Genomic DNA, 13,525 nt, shown 5'->3' with positions numbered 1-13,525 from the left:
ACTTTATAAGATGAACTGACTTAAGTCACGATCATCTGCTACTTTTCCAACTCGATCCGTCACGTATTGTGGCGTGATCGTCACATCCGTTTCCGGCATGTCTGCTGCTTCAAAGGATAATTCTTCGAGGACACGCTCCATGATCGTATACAATCGTCGCGCTCCGATATTATCCGTCTCATCGTTCACTTGTGCAGCAATCCGTGCGATTTCACGAATGGCTTCTTCTGTAAAGGTGACATGAACGTGTTCTGCCCCTAGTAATGCTTTATATTGTTTGAGTAATGCTTGATTCGGTTCAGTCAAAATTTTCACAAAGTCATCTTCTGTCAAACTGTCGAGTTCGACACGAATCGGGAAACGACCTTGGAGTTCAGGAATCAGATCAGATGGTTTTGCCATGTGGAAGGCACCCGCAGCGATAAATAAGATATGATCCGTCTTGACTGGTCCATATTTCGTGACGATTGTTGATCCTTCAACGATCGGCAAGATATCCCGCTGAACACCTTCCCGTGAAACACCAGCTGAATCATGTCCTTTTGTCGCAATCTTATCGATCTCATCGACGAAGATAATGCCCATTTGTTCTGCACGACGTACTGCTTCGTCATGGACTTCGTTCAAGTCAAGCAGTCGTTCCGCTTCTTCTGCCGTTAAGATTGGACGTGCTTCCTTGACCGTGAGTTGACGCTTCTTCGTTTTCTTCGGCATGACTTGTCCGAGCATATCCTGAAGATTCGCGAGTCCTTCCATGCCTTGTTGCCCTGAGAACAAATCAACTTGCCGTTCTTCAACATCGACTTCGATCATCCGATCTTCAAGTTGACCGGTCAGCAATTGCTGTCGGAGTAGCGAACGATCTGCTGTCGCTTCCGATGTATCCGGCTCTTGTTGCTTTTGGTTGCCACCGAACAACATTTCAAATGGATTCGTTCCGCCCCCAAGACCAGATGACGCTTTTTTGCCAGACAACGCATCAACGATTCGCTCATTCGCTACTGCTTCCGCTCGATCTTTGAGTGCTTCTTTTTTCTCATCTTTGACAAGACGGAGAGAAGCTTCCACCAGATCCCGCACCATGGATTCCACGTCACGACCGACATACCCTACCTCAGTGAACTTCGTCGCTTCGATCTTGACAAACGGTGCCCGGACGAGTTTTGCAAGCCGTCGTGCAATCTCTGTCTTTCCGACACCCGTCGGTCCGATCATCAGAATGTTCTTTGGTGTGACTTCATCTCGCATCGACGCATCGAGCAACTGTCGACGGTATCGATTTCGTAAAGCAATCGCCACCGCTCGTTTTGCGTCTGCTTGCCCGATGACATGTTCATTCAACTTCTCGACGATTTGTCTTGGCGTCAATTCATGCATGGTCGTTGCCTCCGATCGTTTCTAGGATGATTTGATCGTTCGTAAAGACACAGAGTTCCCCAGCCGTTTCAAGCGCTGCTCGGGCAATTTCTTCTGCTGTGAGATGACTAGCATGTCGAGCTAACGCACGACCTGCAGCAAGCGCATAGTTACCACCTGAACCGATGGCAAGAATACCGTCGTCCGGTTCAATGACTTCACCGTTTCCGGATACGAGCAATAGATGTGTACCATCCATGACAAGTAAGAGTGCTTCTAATTGACGCAACATCTTATCTCCACGCCATTCCTTTGCTAGTTCAACTGCTGCCCGTTGTAAGTTCCCGTTATACATTTCGAGCTTTGCTTCGAATTTCTCAAAGAGTGTAAACGCATCTGCAACACTTCCTGCAAATCCGGCAATGACTTTGCCACCATAGAGGCGCCGTACTTTTTTCGCACTTTTCTTCATGATGACTTGGTTTCCGAAAGTCACCTGTCCGTCCCCGCTCATCGCGGATTGTCCGTTATGTTGAATCGCAAAAATCGTCGTTGCATGAAACATGAGTGTTTCCTCCCTTAGGCACGAGGATGTGCTTGTTGATAAACATGTCGCAATCGTTCCGTCGTTACGTGTGTATACTGTCCGGTCGTCGACAGCGATGCATGACCGAGTAACTCTTGGACGACTCGCAAATCGGCGCCTCTCTCCAGTAAATCAGTAGCGAAACTATGACGAAGTGCATGTGGTGTCACATGTTTCCCAACGAGCTGCTCCCCTTTTTTCATGATCTTTCGAATCGCATCCGTCGTTAATCGACGCCCTGAATGAGACAAGAATAACGCTTGTTCATGACCCGCGACTGGATCTCGTGATGGTAAGTATTGTTCTAATGCTTCTTTTGCAAAGGTTCCAATTGGCGCGATGCGCTCTTTCCCACCTTTTCCATACACATGAACGTAAGAGTTGTCAGACGCGAGGTCACGAAGATCCAGTTGAACGATCTCGCTGACCCGCATCCCCGTCGCATATAAAAGTTCCACTAGCGCTACATTCCGGTTACCGAGCGTATCACTCGATCGAAAAGCATCGAGGAAACGTTCATATTCCGTAGGAACGAGGAATGTCGGAAGTCCTTGTTGTCGTTTTGGTGCTTTTAATCCATCAAATGGATTCGGTTCATCGGTGTCACGTGTCAAAAAACGACCAAATTGTTTGAGGCAGGAAACTTTTTGTGCAATCGTTGCCCGCGCCAGCTCCTGATCGTAAAGAGCATACAAATAACGCCGTGCACTTGCCAATTCAATCGATCGTAACTGATGATCGCGGCAAAAAGCGGCGTATTGTCGAAGTGTTTGATCATAAGAGCGACCTGTATTCGGAGATAATTGACGTTCAATATGAACATACCGCATGAACTCTTCTAGCAGTCGCTCAAAAGCAGTGTCTATCTCCATGAATGCGCCCCCTTCTGACCATTTCATTCTCGAATCGCCCTTAGCATAGCACAGACCAAGTAGTCTGACAATAGACCAAAAACCGAAAAATTAACGAAATTATCGCGCTTTTGTGACAAATTAAGAAATGGGGAGAAAGAGCGCTGAATCACGCCTTTCTCCCCATCAAAAATCACATATCCGTAAAATCTTTGATTGCTTCAAGTGCTCGCTCTGCATAGAGCGCATACTTCTCTGGTTTTTTCATTCGAACTGGGTGACCAACGAGTGCTGGCACCAATCCGAAGTTGGCATTCATTGGCTGGAAGTTCTTCCCTTCCGTCGTCGTGATATAGTGCGACATCGCACCCATCATCGTCTCTTGTGGGAACGCAACCGGTTCTGCCTCATTAATGAGACGCGCCGCGTTGATCCCTGCTGTCAAACCTGACGCTGCAGACTCGACATATCCTTCAACACCTGTCATTTGTCCAGCAAAGAACAAGTCGTCACGTGTACGTGTCTGATACGTTGGTTTTAACAAGTTTGGTGAGTTAACGAACGTATTACGATGCATAACGCCATAACGGACGATTTCTGCATTCTCAAGACCAGGAATCAGTCGGATGATTCGTTTTTGTTCGCCCCATTTTAAATGCGTTTGGAATCCAACAAGGTTGAATAATGTTCCGGCTGAATTGTCCTGACGTAACTGGACAACAGCATAAGGTCGTTTACCTGTCTTCGGATCTTCGAGTCCAACTGGCTTCATTGGTCCAAACAATAATGTTTTCGGTCCACGTGAAGCGAGAACTTCAAATGGCATACATCCTTCGAAGTAAATCTCTTTTTCGAATTCCTTGAGTGGCACGACTTCGGCATTGATTAATTCATCATAGAAGAGTTGGAATTCTTCTTCCGTCATTGGGCAATTCAAGTAGGCTGCTTCACCCTTATCGTAACGTGATTTCAAGTACACCTTCTCACGATCGATCGTGTCCCCATCGAGAATTGGTGCCGCTGCATCGAAGAAGTACAGATAGTCTTCACCTGTGAATTGTTTGAGTGATTCCGATAACGCAGCACTCGTCAGTGGACCAGTCGCGACGATCGTTGGACCATCTGGAATCGCTTCGATTTCTTCATGATGGACCGTGACGTTCGGATGGTTTTTCAACGTTTCCGTCACGTATCCTGCAAAGTCATGTCGGTCGACGGCAAGTGCGCCACCTGCTGGGACACTTGCTAAGTCTGCTGCTTTCATGATTAAGGAATCGAGCTGACGCATCTCTTCCTTTAAAACACCGACTGCATTCGTTAACTGGTTTGCTCGAAGTGAATTCGAACAGACGAGTTCAGCGAATTGGTCTGTATGGTGCGCGGGTGTCTGCTTGACAGGCCGCATTTCATATAAGTCTACTTGTACGCCGCGTTTTGCAAGTTGCCATGCTGCTTCAGAACCTGCAAGTCCCGCGCCGATTACCGTTACACGTTTCAACGGTCATTCCTCCTCTTGCTCCTGATCGATGCGTGTTTCATGATGTCCACAAGATGTACATTCTACTTTCACACCGTTCTTGATTTTCTTTTGTACCATCATACTGCTACAAACCGGACATGGTTCTTCGACCGGTTTATCCCATGAGACGAACTCACACTCTGGATAGTTCGAGCATCCGTAGAACAAACGACCTTTTTTACTCCGTCGTTCAACGATGTCACCTGTTCCACATGTCGGACACTTCACACCAATCTCAACTTGGATTGGTTTCGTGTTGCGACATTCTGGGAAGTTCGAGCACGCCATGAACTTACCATAACGTCCCATTTTGATGACCATAGCATGACCACAGACTTCACAATCTTCACCGGCGGGTTCATCCTTGATTTCAATCTTCTCAATCTCTGCTTCTGCTCGCGTCAGACGCTTCGCAAACGATTTGTAAATTGGATCGACGACTTCCGTCCACTGCATGTCACCTTTTTCGATCGCATCGAGTAACGCTTCCATGTCTGCCGTGAACTGAACGGTGATGAACTCTTGGAAATAATCACTGATCATGTCGATGACAAGTTCGCCAAGTTCTGTCGGTAAGAATTTCTTCTCTTCGAGCGTCACGTAGCCACGCTTTTGAATCGTGTCTAGCGTTGGTGCGTATGTCGACGGACGACCAATCCCGAGTTCTTCCATTGCCCGGACAAGACGTGCCTCCGTATAACGTGGTGGCGGCTGTGTGAAGTGTTGTTTCGGTTCAATCGCTGACTGCTTCAGTTCTTCCCCTTCATCAAGTGGAGGAAGTAATCCTTCTTTGACGTCGGTGACTGCTTCGTCATCTGTATCTTCGATGTAGACTTTCATGAAGCCTGGGAATTTAACCGTCGATCCGTTCGCACGGAATGTGACGTCGTTCGATAGGAGATCAATTTTAACGGTATCGAGAATCGCCGGCGCCATCTGACTCGCGACGAATCGTTCCCAGATCAATTTGTATAGGCGGAACTGATCACGTGAGAGATACGATTTGACGAGTTGAGGCTCGCGCATCGTTGAAGTCGGACGAACTGCTTCGTGCGCATCCTGAGAGTTTGCTGATTTCTTCTCTTTGCGTTTCTCACTTGCGATATATTCTTTTCCGTAAGCTTGTTCGATGAAACCATGCGCTTCAAGATTCGCTGTTTCAGACGTCCGGGTCGAATCGGTACGCATGTACGTGATCAAACCGACCGTTCCTTCTTTTCCGATCTCAATTCCTTCGTATAGCTGTTGCGCAATCATCATCGTCTTCTTCGCCCGGAAGTTTAGTTTACGCGCCGCTTCCTGTTGCAAGGAACTTGTCGTAAAAGGTAGCGCTGGATTTCGCTTCCGTTCTTTTTTCGTGACCGAATCGACCGTGAAGTCTTCCGAGAGTTGATTCAAGATTTGATCGACTTCTTCTTGCGAATGAAGTTCACGTTTCTTACCATCAACTCCATAGAAGTTCGCTTCGAGCTTTTCACCGTTTGCATCAAGTTCTAGTTTGATCGTCCAGTATTCTTCTGGCATGAACGCATTAATTTCTTGCTCCCGATCGATGATCATCTTGACAGCAACGGATTGAACGCGTCCTGCAGACAATCCTTTTTTAATCTTTTTCCATAATAACGGACTCATGCTGTAACCGACAAGGCGGTCCAAGATACGACGTGCTTGCTGTGCATCGACAAGATCATAGTTGAGCTTGCGTGGTCGCTTGAACGAATCCTTGATAGCATCCTTCGTGATTTCATTGAAGACTACGCGGCATTCCGTTGACTCATCAACGCCTAGTGCTTTTGCTAAATGCCATGCGATCGCTTCCCCCTCACGGTCGGGGTCGGCTGCGAGATAGATTTTTTGTGCTTTTTTCGCAGCTGTCTTGAGTTCTTTTAAGACCGGACCTTTACCACGAATCGTGATATATTTCGGTTCATAGTCATGTTCGACGTCGACTCCCATTTGGCTTTTCGGCAAGTCAATGACGTGCCCCATCGACGCTTTCACGGTATAGTTGGATCCGAGATAACGTTTAATGGTTTTTGCCTTAGCGGGTGACTCGACGATTACTAGATATTTTGCCATTGCAATCGCTCCCTATTAGAGGCGTACTCGTATTTTAATCTCACTTATCATAGTAGTCTCGATTCCCATTTGTCAACGTTCAGCCGAATACTTTTTGAAACTTCTTCCGGATCAAGGAGTGGAATCGCTCCTTCTGCGATCAATTGATTCGTTCCTGTAAAGAACGATTCAGTCGGGCAACCGGGTAGACAATAGACATCTTTCCCTTGATCGAGGGCGTGACTTGCTGTGTTCATCGTACCACTTCGTTTTGCTGCTTCAACGATAATCAACGATGAGGATAACCCAGCAATGATTCGGTTTCGTTCTAAAAATTGAATTTTTTGAATCGGTGTTCCGGGTGGGTATTCGGAGAGAAGAAGACCGTGTGAGAGGATCCGCTCAAAAAGAGTGGAATGGGAAGTAGGATAAAGTCGATCAAGTCCTCCAGCGAGAACAGCAATTGTTTTCTGTTGATGTTTTAAGGAAAGGCGATGAACGAGGGCATCAATACCATAAGCTCCACCGGAGACGGTGACGAGATCTGGATGAAAGAAGGATTGCAGGAAACGCATCCGGGAAAGATGTTGCGGTGAAGGAGTTCGGCTACCAATGATACTGACGCGCGGAAGAGTCAGGTGAGAGGGATCACCGCGATAAAAGAGGGCATAGACAGGTTGAGGGATCGTAAGTAACATCGCCGGAAACAGCGGATCCCCTTTAACTAAAATCGACTGCTCGATCTGCTCTAGAAGTAGCGCTTGTTCATAACGATTTCGAAGACGTTTGGAAACAGGCAGTTCATGACTTGGAACGATGCCGAATTGCTCAATCAACTGGACGATCGTGTATGGTACCTGACACATCGCGAAGCGGACATACAGTTCACGTTTCATTAGATCAACGCTCCTTATTATATAGAAGAAAGCCGTCCTGATTTGATCAGGACAGCTTCTTTTTTTTGAATTATTTGACTGTGCTGTTCGTTACACACTCGTCATAGATACCTGCTTCTTTAATGACACGGATTAACGTCTCACCAATGATTGCTGGTGTTTCTGCTACTTCAATTCCGTTCGCACGAAGTGTCTTGATTTTTTCAGCAGCTGTACCTTTACCACCAGAGATAATCGCACCTGCGTGACCCATCCGTTTACCAGCTGGAGCCGTTTGACCGCCGATGAAGCCGATAACTGGCTTCGTCATGTTCGCTTTGACCCATTCAGCAGCTTCTTCTTCCGCTGTTCCACCGATTTCGCCAAGCATGATGACTGCTTTTGTTTCTGGATCTTCATTGAACGCTTTGAGCGTATCGATGAAGTCTGTTCCGTTGACCGGATCTCCCCCGATACCGACAGCTGTCGATTGACCAATACCTGCTGTCGTCAATTGATGGACAGCCTCATATGTCAATGTCCCAGAACGCGAGACGATTCCGACATGACCTGGTGTATGGATATATCCTGGCATGATACCAAGCTTCGCAACACCTGGAGTGATGACGCCTGGACAGTTCGGTCCGATGAGACGAACTGGCTTGCCATCGAGGTAACGTTTTACTTTGACCATATCAAGAACTGGAATACCTTCTGTGATACAGATAATCAGTGCGATGTTCGCATCTGCTGCTTCCATGATTGCATCCGCTGCGAATGCTGGTGGTACGTAGATGATAGATGCGTTCGCACCCGTTTTTTCGACCGCTTGTGCGACCGTATCAAAAACAGGAACACCACCGAGTACTTCCGTACCGCCTTTTCCTGGTGTAACACCGCCTACGAGGTTTGTTCCGTAGTCGATCATCTGTTCACCATGGAACATTCCTTGGTTACCTGTAATCCCCTGAATAATAACTTTCGTCGATTCGTTCACCCAAATACTCATCTTTAGCTCCCCCTTACTTCACGAGCGCAGCGATTTTTTCTGCGCCGTCTGCCATTGATGTAGCTGCTGTAATCGCTAGACCTGAATCTTTGAGAATTTGTTTCCCTGCATCAACGTTCGTACCTTCAAGACGAACGACGAGTGGAAGTTCGAGTCCGACTTCTTTTGTCGCCGCAACGATACCTTCTGCAATGACATCACATTTCATGATTCCACCGAAGATGTTGACGAAAATCCCTTTAACGTTCTCGTCTGATAAAATCAGTTTGAAGGCTTCTGTTACTTTCTCCTTCGTCGCACCACCACCGACATCAAGGAAGTTCGCAGGATCACCACTGAAGTGTTTGATGATATCCATCGTCGCCATGGCAAGACCAGCACCATTGACGAGACAGCCGATATTCCCATCAAGCGCGATATAGTTCAAATCACTCTTCGACGCTTCGACTTCACGTGGATCTTCTTCTGTTTCGTCACGTAACGCTACGATATCCGCATGACGATACAATGCGTTTGAATCGAAGTTCAACTTCGCATCGAGTGCGATGACTTCGCCATCCTTCGTCGTAACGAGTGGGTTGATTTCTGCAATCGAACAATCCTTGTCGACGAAGAAATTATAGAGTTTTGTGACCATACCGACGAACTTGTTGACGAGCTTCACTGGAACGCCCATTGCGAACGCAAGTTTACGCGCTTGGAACCCTTGAAGACCGACTGCAGGATCGACGACTTCTTTAATGATTTTTTCTGGTGTCGCTTCCGCCACCTCTTCGATGTCCATACCACCTTCACTTGAACCCATGATGACGACACGACCTGTCACACGATCAAGTACGATTCCAAGATAGTATTCTTTGTCAATCGCACAACCTTCTTCGACGAGAAGACGTTGAACGACTTTTCCTTCTGGACCTGTTTGGTGCGTGACGAGCGTTTTGCCGAGTAACTCCGTCGCATATTCCTTCACTTCTTCTTGCGATTTTGCAAGCTTGACGCCACCTGCTTTACCGCGTCCCCCCGCGTGAATTTGAGCTTTAACGACTTTAATCGGGCCTGACAATTGTTCTGATGCATCAACCGCCTCTTCGACGGTGAAGGCTGCGATTCCGTTTGGTACGGGTACACCGTACGAACGAAGTAATTCTTTTGCCTGATACTCATGTACATTCATGAAAAAATCCCCCTTAACCCCTTTAGTTTCGGCTCTTTCATTGTAGTTAAAATTGGAAGCGCTGTCTATCGTTATCGACCGAAAGCTTTATTTTTTCAGAATTTCATCTTGATCGAGACGATATAAAAAGGCAAATAACTCGGCGATGACACCATATAATTCTTCTGGAATCTGTTCTGATACTTGAACAGCATCAAGTAACGTCATCAACGTCTCGTCCTGTCTAATTGGAATATCATGTTTTAATGCTTCTTCCAGAATTCGTTCCGCGATATGTTCCGATCCCTTAGCGACGACTTTTGGGGCATGCATCTGTTCTTCGTAAGATAAGGCAATCGCTTTTTTCATATATGAAGATCCACCCTTCCGTTGCGCGTCGAGATGTCATGCGGTACGCGCTCTTTCGTCTGTTCGACCCAATCGAATCGCGTCAAGGCATAGCCCTGTTCCTCGAGTCGTGCTTGAATCTGAGGCGTATAGGCTTGCATGAACGTATCGACGTGCGCATTTGGATGGAATACAGAAATCGAAACGTTACGATCTGCAATCAAGACGTCAACAGCAACCTCGCCAAGCCTTGGTAATTGCAAATACAAGACGACTCGGGCATGATTCGGATCAAACGTCCGTTCGAACGGTGCTTCCATCATGAGGTCGACATCTTCAAACGGTCCAAACTGAGGTAATTGAAATAAATATACTCCTTTACCGGCTTCATTCGTTGCTTGAACGAGTTGTTGCGCTAAAATTTGATCGCTTGTCTTTCGATCAAGCGTTCGACCTGTCTCGTCCCCCTTTGCCAATTGAACGAGTTCCGTAAGGGCATGCTTTAACTGCTTTGCTTCTCCCTCCGTCACTGGTTGACCGAGTTGCCTTAGTAGTTCCCGTGTTTCCGCAGTCGGTACAGTCTGGCGTTGTAAAAAGGAATCGAGTAGCTGTGGTAAAGCTGACTTTTGCGGAACCGTCTCGGTCGATATGATTTTTAGGACTGGTTGCCCCTCTGCTGAAACGACTTGAAAACGATACATATTGCCTTCTTTTAGTTCAGCAGTCGTTCCTGCCGTCAAAACACGTTGACCGACTTGTAGCTCCATCAATCCGTCCGGTAGAAGCTTTAATACTTTACCGACGATGTTCGCACCTTCACGTAATGGTAGGTTCGCATGATCGATGATTTTAAATGGTAGTAAGGCACGATGTTCGATTTGCATGATCGTTTCCTCCTAGAGGCGTTCTTTGACAGGGCGGAATGTTTTTCGATGAATCGGTGTCACACCTAGTGTATCGAGTGCCTGCAAATGCGTCGGTGTTCCGTAACCTGCGTGTGATTCAAATCCGTATCCCGGATAGTTGATCGCATATTCTTCCATCATTGCATCGCGTGTCTCTTTCGCAACGACACTTGCTGCTGCGATCGAGACACTTCGCGCATCTCCTTTGATGAGTGAGAGTTGTGGTGTATCGCCTTCGAGTGTCATCGCATCAACGAGTAAGGCATCTGGTTGCAATTGACGGACAGCGTTTTGCATCGCCTGTTTCGACGCTTGATAGATGTTGATTTCGTCAATTTCAGCCGGTTCGATGATTCCAACAGCAATCTCAGCCACTTCTTGTAGATGCTTCAGTGCTGCTTGTCGTTGTGTTTTACTCATCTGTTTCGAATCCGTTAATCCCGGATGATAGAAACCGTCTGGTAAGATGACAGCTGCTGCAACGACGGGACCAGCCAGCGGCCCTCGTCCGACTTCGTCAACCCCGGCAATTCGCACGTATCCTTGCTGACGATACTGTTCCTCGAATGCAAGCCGTTCCTTAAAATCCATTCGTTGTTGCTCCTCGAGCGCGAATCGTCGTTCTGTCTGACGAAACAGTGTATGCACCCCTTTTCGCGCATCTGTCGCAAGTTCCTGCTTCAATTGAATAAATTCTTCTAGTGTTGCCTGGTACAATCGTTGTTTTAATTCTGCTATTTTCATACATCCTGCTCCTTTGAAAAAAACTTGGACATCAAAAGATGTCCAAGTCCGTTATTCATTCGTTTCCCACTCTTCGACCGTTTCAAGCGTCACACGTCCAAGCTTTTCCGTCCGGAGCTCATGCAGTAGCATTTCGCTCGTCCGCTCGAAATCGACATACCCACCTGAGACGAAGCCACGTTTTTTACCAATTGCTTCGAGTACATCGACCGCTTCTCCAGATACTTCGTCGAGTCGATAACGTTCACGTAACTGTTCCGGATACCGCGTCTTTAGCTCACGAAGAGCAAATAGCGCGATATCGTCGATGTTTAAGATATCATCCTTGATGGCACCGGTAGCCGCTAGACGGTAGCCGACGACTTGATCGTCGAACTTCGGCCAGAGGATACCTGGTGTATCGAGTAATTCCATCTCACCTGTCTTCATCTTGATCCACTGCTGGCGTTTCGTCACACCAGGACGGTCACCAGTGATCGCGATGTTCCGACCAGCGAGTCGATTAATGAGCGTCGATTTCCCGACGTTTGGAATACCGATGATCAAGGCACGAATCGCACTCGGATTCCGACCTTTTTCTCGCATCCGTGCATGTTTTTCTTTCATTAAACGTAACGCACCTTCATGGATTTGATTCAATCCCTTGTTATGCTTCGCATCAACCGCGACGACATCAACACCATCTGCTCGTAATGCGTTCATCCATTGTTCCGTCAATCGTTTATCCGCCATGTCTGCCTTATTGAGGACGATCAGTCGCGGCTTACCTGCTGTTATCTGTTCGACCATCGGATTACGACTCGACATCGGAAGACGTGCATCGACAAGTTCGATGACCACATCAATCAACTTTAATTTTTCTGTGACTTCCCGACGTGCTTTGGCCATGTGACCGGGGAACCATTGAATCGTCATTTCCTTCACCTCGTTCATATATTCCTGGACTTCTTGCTGATCATACGATACCCGAAAAAACATCCACTCCCTAGTATACGCAACTTCAGACAAGAAAAGAAGATGAGGTGCTTACTTTTCACGGTAAGCATCTCATCTTCTTTCATTTTAATCGACAGAGCGCAAGTCGTTGAATGGGTAGAAAACGAAGTTCGTCGTTCCGACGATTTGATCCTCATCCACAAAACCGATATCGCGACTATCTTTTGAATTTTGACGGTTGTCTCCCATGACGAAGACTTTTCCTTTTGGAACGGTCGTTTCTCCCGTTCGCTCTTCAAGCGTGAAGTCTTCCGTCAACGGTACACCACTCATCTGAGCTTTGTATTCTTTCAAGTACGGTTCGGCGACTTTCTTATCGTTGACATACAATGTATCGTCTTTGTAATACATCGTATCTCCCGGAACAGCGATGACACGTTTGATGTAGTCTCGTGTTTCTGTTGCATGGAAGACGACGATATCGCCTCTTTCTGGTTCATTAAAATAGTATGGGATCTTATTGACGATCATTCGATCCGCATTGTGTAAGGTTGGCATCATCGATTCCCCATCAACGATGACGGGTACGAACAGGAACGTTCGAATGATGAACGCGATGACGAGCGCTACAACGAGCGCCTTTACCCAACTGAATAACTCCTTCACGAATTCCACTCCCTTGATTAACGCAATTTCTTCCTAAGGACTAGTATACGCATAAACTGCAAAAAAAAGAAGCTTGTCCGGAGACAAGCCACTTTTTCACATGATTAACGACGAATTTCTTTAATACGCGCCGCTTTACCACGAAGGTTACGGAGGTAGTAAAGTTTCGCACGACGGACTTTACCGTAGCGAACGACTTCGATTTGTGCAACACGTGGTGAGTGGAGCGGGAAAGCACGCTCAACGCCAACTCCGTAAGAAATTTTACGGACTGTGAATGTTTCACTGATGCCGCCACCGTGACGTTTGATGACTACGCCTTCGAAAAGCTGGATCCGCTCACGCGTACCCTCGACGACTTTAACGTGTACACGGACTGTATCCCCAGGACGGAACGCAGGGACGTCTGACTTGATTTGTTCTTGTGTAAGTTCACGGAACAATTGTTGTGTGTTCATGAATGATTTCTCCTTTTTTCACCAATGTTCTTATCTTCATTTGCTTCAAGCATCCGACAGC

The 13,525-nt window shown here is 47.0% G+C and carries 14 protein-coding genes; all 14 read right to left on the bottom strand.

Going from position 1 to position 13,525, the window contains the following annotated elements; genetic code table 11:
- Positions 1-3: 3 nt before the first annotated feature.
- Positions 4-1,377 carry an ATP-dependent protease ATPase subunit HslU gene (gene hslU / locus ACV3PA_RS08405; RefSeq protein WP_035406964.1) on the bottom strand — a complete coding sequence of 458 codons (1,374 nt, stop codon included), beginning with the start codon at positions 1,375-1,377 and terminating at the stop codon, positions 4-6.
- Positions 1,370-1,921: an ATP-dependent protease subunit HslV gene (hslV, locus tag ACV3PA_RS08400; RefSeq protein WP_023468727.1), complete on the bottom strand. Its 552-nt coding sequence runs from the start codon at positions 1,919-1,921 to the stop codon at positions 1,370-1,372. The genes hslU and hslV overlap by 8 nt, the downstream gene beginning before the upstream one ends.
- A 14-nt stretch (positions 1,922-1,935) precedes the next feature.
- Positions 1,936-2,814: a tyrosine recombinase XerC gene (locus tag ACV3PA_RS08395; RefSeq protein ID WP_456124442.1), complete on the bottom strand. Its 879-nt coding sequence runs from the start codon at positions 2,812-2,814 to the stop codon at positions 1,936-1,938.
- 172 nt (positions 2,815-2,986) lie between these two features.
- Positions 2,987-4,291 (bottom strand): FADH(2)-oxidizing methylenetetrahydrofolate--tRNA-(uracil(54)-C(5))-methyltransferase TrmFO, encoded by a 1,305-nt coding sequence (gene trmFO / locus ACV3PA_RS08390; RefSeq protein WP_456124441.1) that lies wholly within the window; start codon positions 4,289-4,291, stop codon positions 2,987-2,989.
- Between the two features lie 3 nt (positions 4,292-4,294).
- Positions 4,295-6,391: a type I DNA topoisomerase gene (gene topA, locus ACV3PA_RS08385; RefSeq protein ID WP_053453795.1), complete on the bottom strand. Its 2,097-nt coding sequence runs from the start codon at positions 6,389-6,391 to the stop codon at positions 4,295-4,297.
- Between the two features lie 47 nt (positions 6,392-6,438).
- Positions 6,439-7,266: a DNA-processing protein DprA gene (dprA, locus tag ACV3PA_RS08380; RefSeq protein ID WP_053453796.1), complete on the bottom strand. Its 828-nt coding sequence runs from the start codon at positions 7,264-7,266 to the stop codon at positions 6,439-6,441.
- A gap of 70 nt (positions 7,267-7,336) precedes the next feature.
- Positions 7,337-8,254, bottom strand: a complete 918-nt coding sequence (sucD, locus tag ACV3PA_RS08375; protein ID WP_053453797.1) for a succinate--CoA ligase subunit alpha — start codon at positions 8,252-8,254, stop codon at positions 7,337-7,339.
- A 13-nt stretch (positions 8,255-8,267) separates the two neighbouring features.
- Positions 8,268-9,428 (bottom strand): ADP-forming succinate--CoA ligase subunit beta, encoded by a 1,161-nt coding sequence (sucC, locus tag ACV3PA_RS08370; RefSeq protein WP_050677483.1) that lies wholly within the window; start codon positions 9,426-9,428, stop codon positions 8,268-8,270.
- A gap of 87 nt (positions 9,429-9,515) precedes the next feature.
- Complete coding sequence (locus tag ACV3PA_RS08365) at positions 9,516-9,776, bottom strand: EscU/YscU/HrcU family type III secretion system export apparatus switch protein (protein ID WP_023468733.1); 261 nt, start codon at positions 9,774-9,776, stop codon at positions 9,516-9,518.
- Positions 9,773-10,639, bottom strand: coding sequence for a flagellar hook-length control protein FliK (locus ACV3PA_RS08360; RefSeq protein WP_053453798.1), 867 nt, complete (start codon positions 10,637-10,639; stop codon positions 9,773-9,775). The genes ACV3PA_RS08365 and ACV3PA_RS08360 overlap by 4 nt, the downstream gene beginning before the upstream one ends.
- 12 nt (positions 10,640-10,651) lie before the next feature.
- Positions 10,652-11,404 carry a ribonuclease HII gene (locus ACV3PA_RS08355; RefSeq protein WP_053453799.1) on the bottom strand — a complete coding sequence of 251 codons (753 nt, stop codon included), beginning with the start codon at positions 11,402-11,404 and terminating at the stop codon, positions 10,652-10,654.
- Positions 11,405-11,455: 51 nt separating this feature from the next.
- Positions 11,456-12,319 carry a ribosome biogenesis GTPase YlqF gene (gene ylqF / locus ACV3PA_RS08350; protein WP_050677486.1) on the bottom strand — a complete coding sequence of 288 codons (864 nt, stop codon included), beginning with the start codon at positions 12,317-12,319 and terminating at the stop codon, positions 11,456-11,458.
- A gap of 147 nt (positions 12,320-12,466) precedes the next feature.
- Positions 12,467-13,006: a signal peptidase I gene (gene lepB / locus ACV3PA_RS08345; RefSeq protein WP_053453800.1), complete on the bottom strand. Its 540-nt coding sequence runs from the start codon at positions 13,004-13,006 to the stop codon at positions 12,467-12,469.
- Positions 13,007-13,110: 104 nt separating this feature from the next.
- The gene (rplS, locus tag ACV3PA_RS08340; RefSeq protein WP_023468738.1) at positions 13,111-13,464 is read right to left on the bottom strand and encodes a 50S ribosomal protein L19; all 354 of its coding nucleotides are present in this window, start codon (positions 13,462-13,464) and stop codon (positions 13,111-13,113) included.
- Positions 13,465-13,525: the final 61 nt, after the last annotated feature.

This window comes from Exiguobacterium sp. EA-TM-5, assembly GCF_053878415.1.
The sequence above is the reverse complement of the archived record's forward strand: the minus strand, read 5'-3'. Positions and strand labels throughout refer to the sequence as shown.

Bases quoted from the DNA above. Each gene is read 5' to 3' on its own strand.
- ylqF (WP_050677486.1), bottom strand. From the start codon at position 12,319: ATGACGATTCAATGGTTCCCCGGTCACATGGCCAAAGCACGTCGGGAA.
- hslU (WP_035406964.1), bottom strand. From the start codon at position 1,377: ATGCATGAATTGACGCCAAGACAAATCGTCGAGAAGTTGAATGAACAT.
- rplS (WP_023468738.1), bottom strand. From the start codon at position 13,464: ATGAACACACAACAATTGTTCCGTGAACTTACACAAGAACAAATCAAG.
- hslV (WP_023468727.1), bottom strand. From the start codon at position 1,921: ATGTTTCATGCAACGACGATTTTTGCGATTCAACATAACGGACAATCC.
- sucD (WP_053453797.1), bottom strand. From the start codon at position 8,254: ATGAGTATTTGGGTGAACGAATCGACGAAAGTTATTATTCAGGGGATT.
- ACV3PA_RS08355 (WP_053453799.1), bottom strand. From the start codon at position 11,404: ATGAAAATAGCAGAATTAAAACAACGATTGTACCAGGCAACACTAGAA.
- topA (WP_053453795.1), bottom strand. From the start codon at position 6,391: ATGGCAAAATATCTAGTAATCGTCGAGTCACCCGCTAAGGCAAAAACC.
- ACV3PA_RS08395 (WP_456124442.1), bottom strand. From the start codon at position 2,814: ATGGAGATAGACACTGCTTTTGAGCGACTGCTAGAAGAGTTCATGCGG.
- ACV3PA_RS08365 (WP_023468733.1), bottom strand. From the start codon at position 9,776: ATGAAAAAAGCGATTGCCTTATCTTACGAAGAACAGATGCATGCCCCA.
- dprA (WP_053453796.1), bottom strand. From the start codon at position 7,266: ATGAAACGTGAACTGTATGTCCGCTTCGCGATGTGTCAGGTACCATAC.
- sucC (WP_050677483.1), bottom strand. From the start codon at position 9,428: ATGAATGTACATGAGTATCAGGCAAAAGAATTACTTCGTTCGTACGGT.
- ACV3PA_RS08360 (WP_053453798.1), bottom strand. From the start codon at position 10,639: ATGCAAATCGAACATCGTGCCTTACTACCATTTAAAATCATCGATCAT.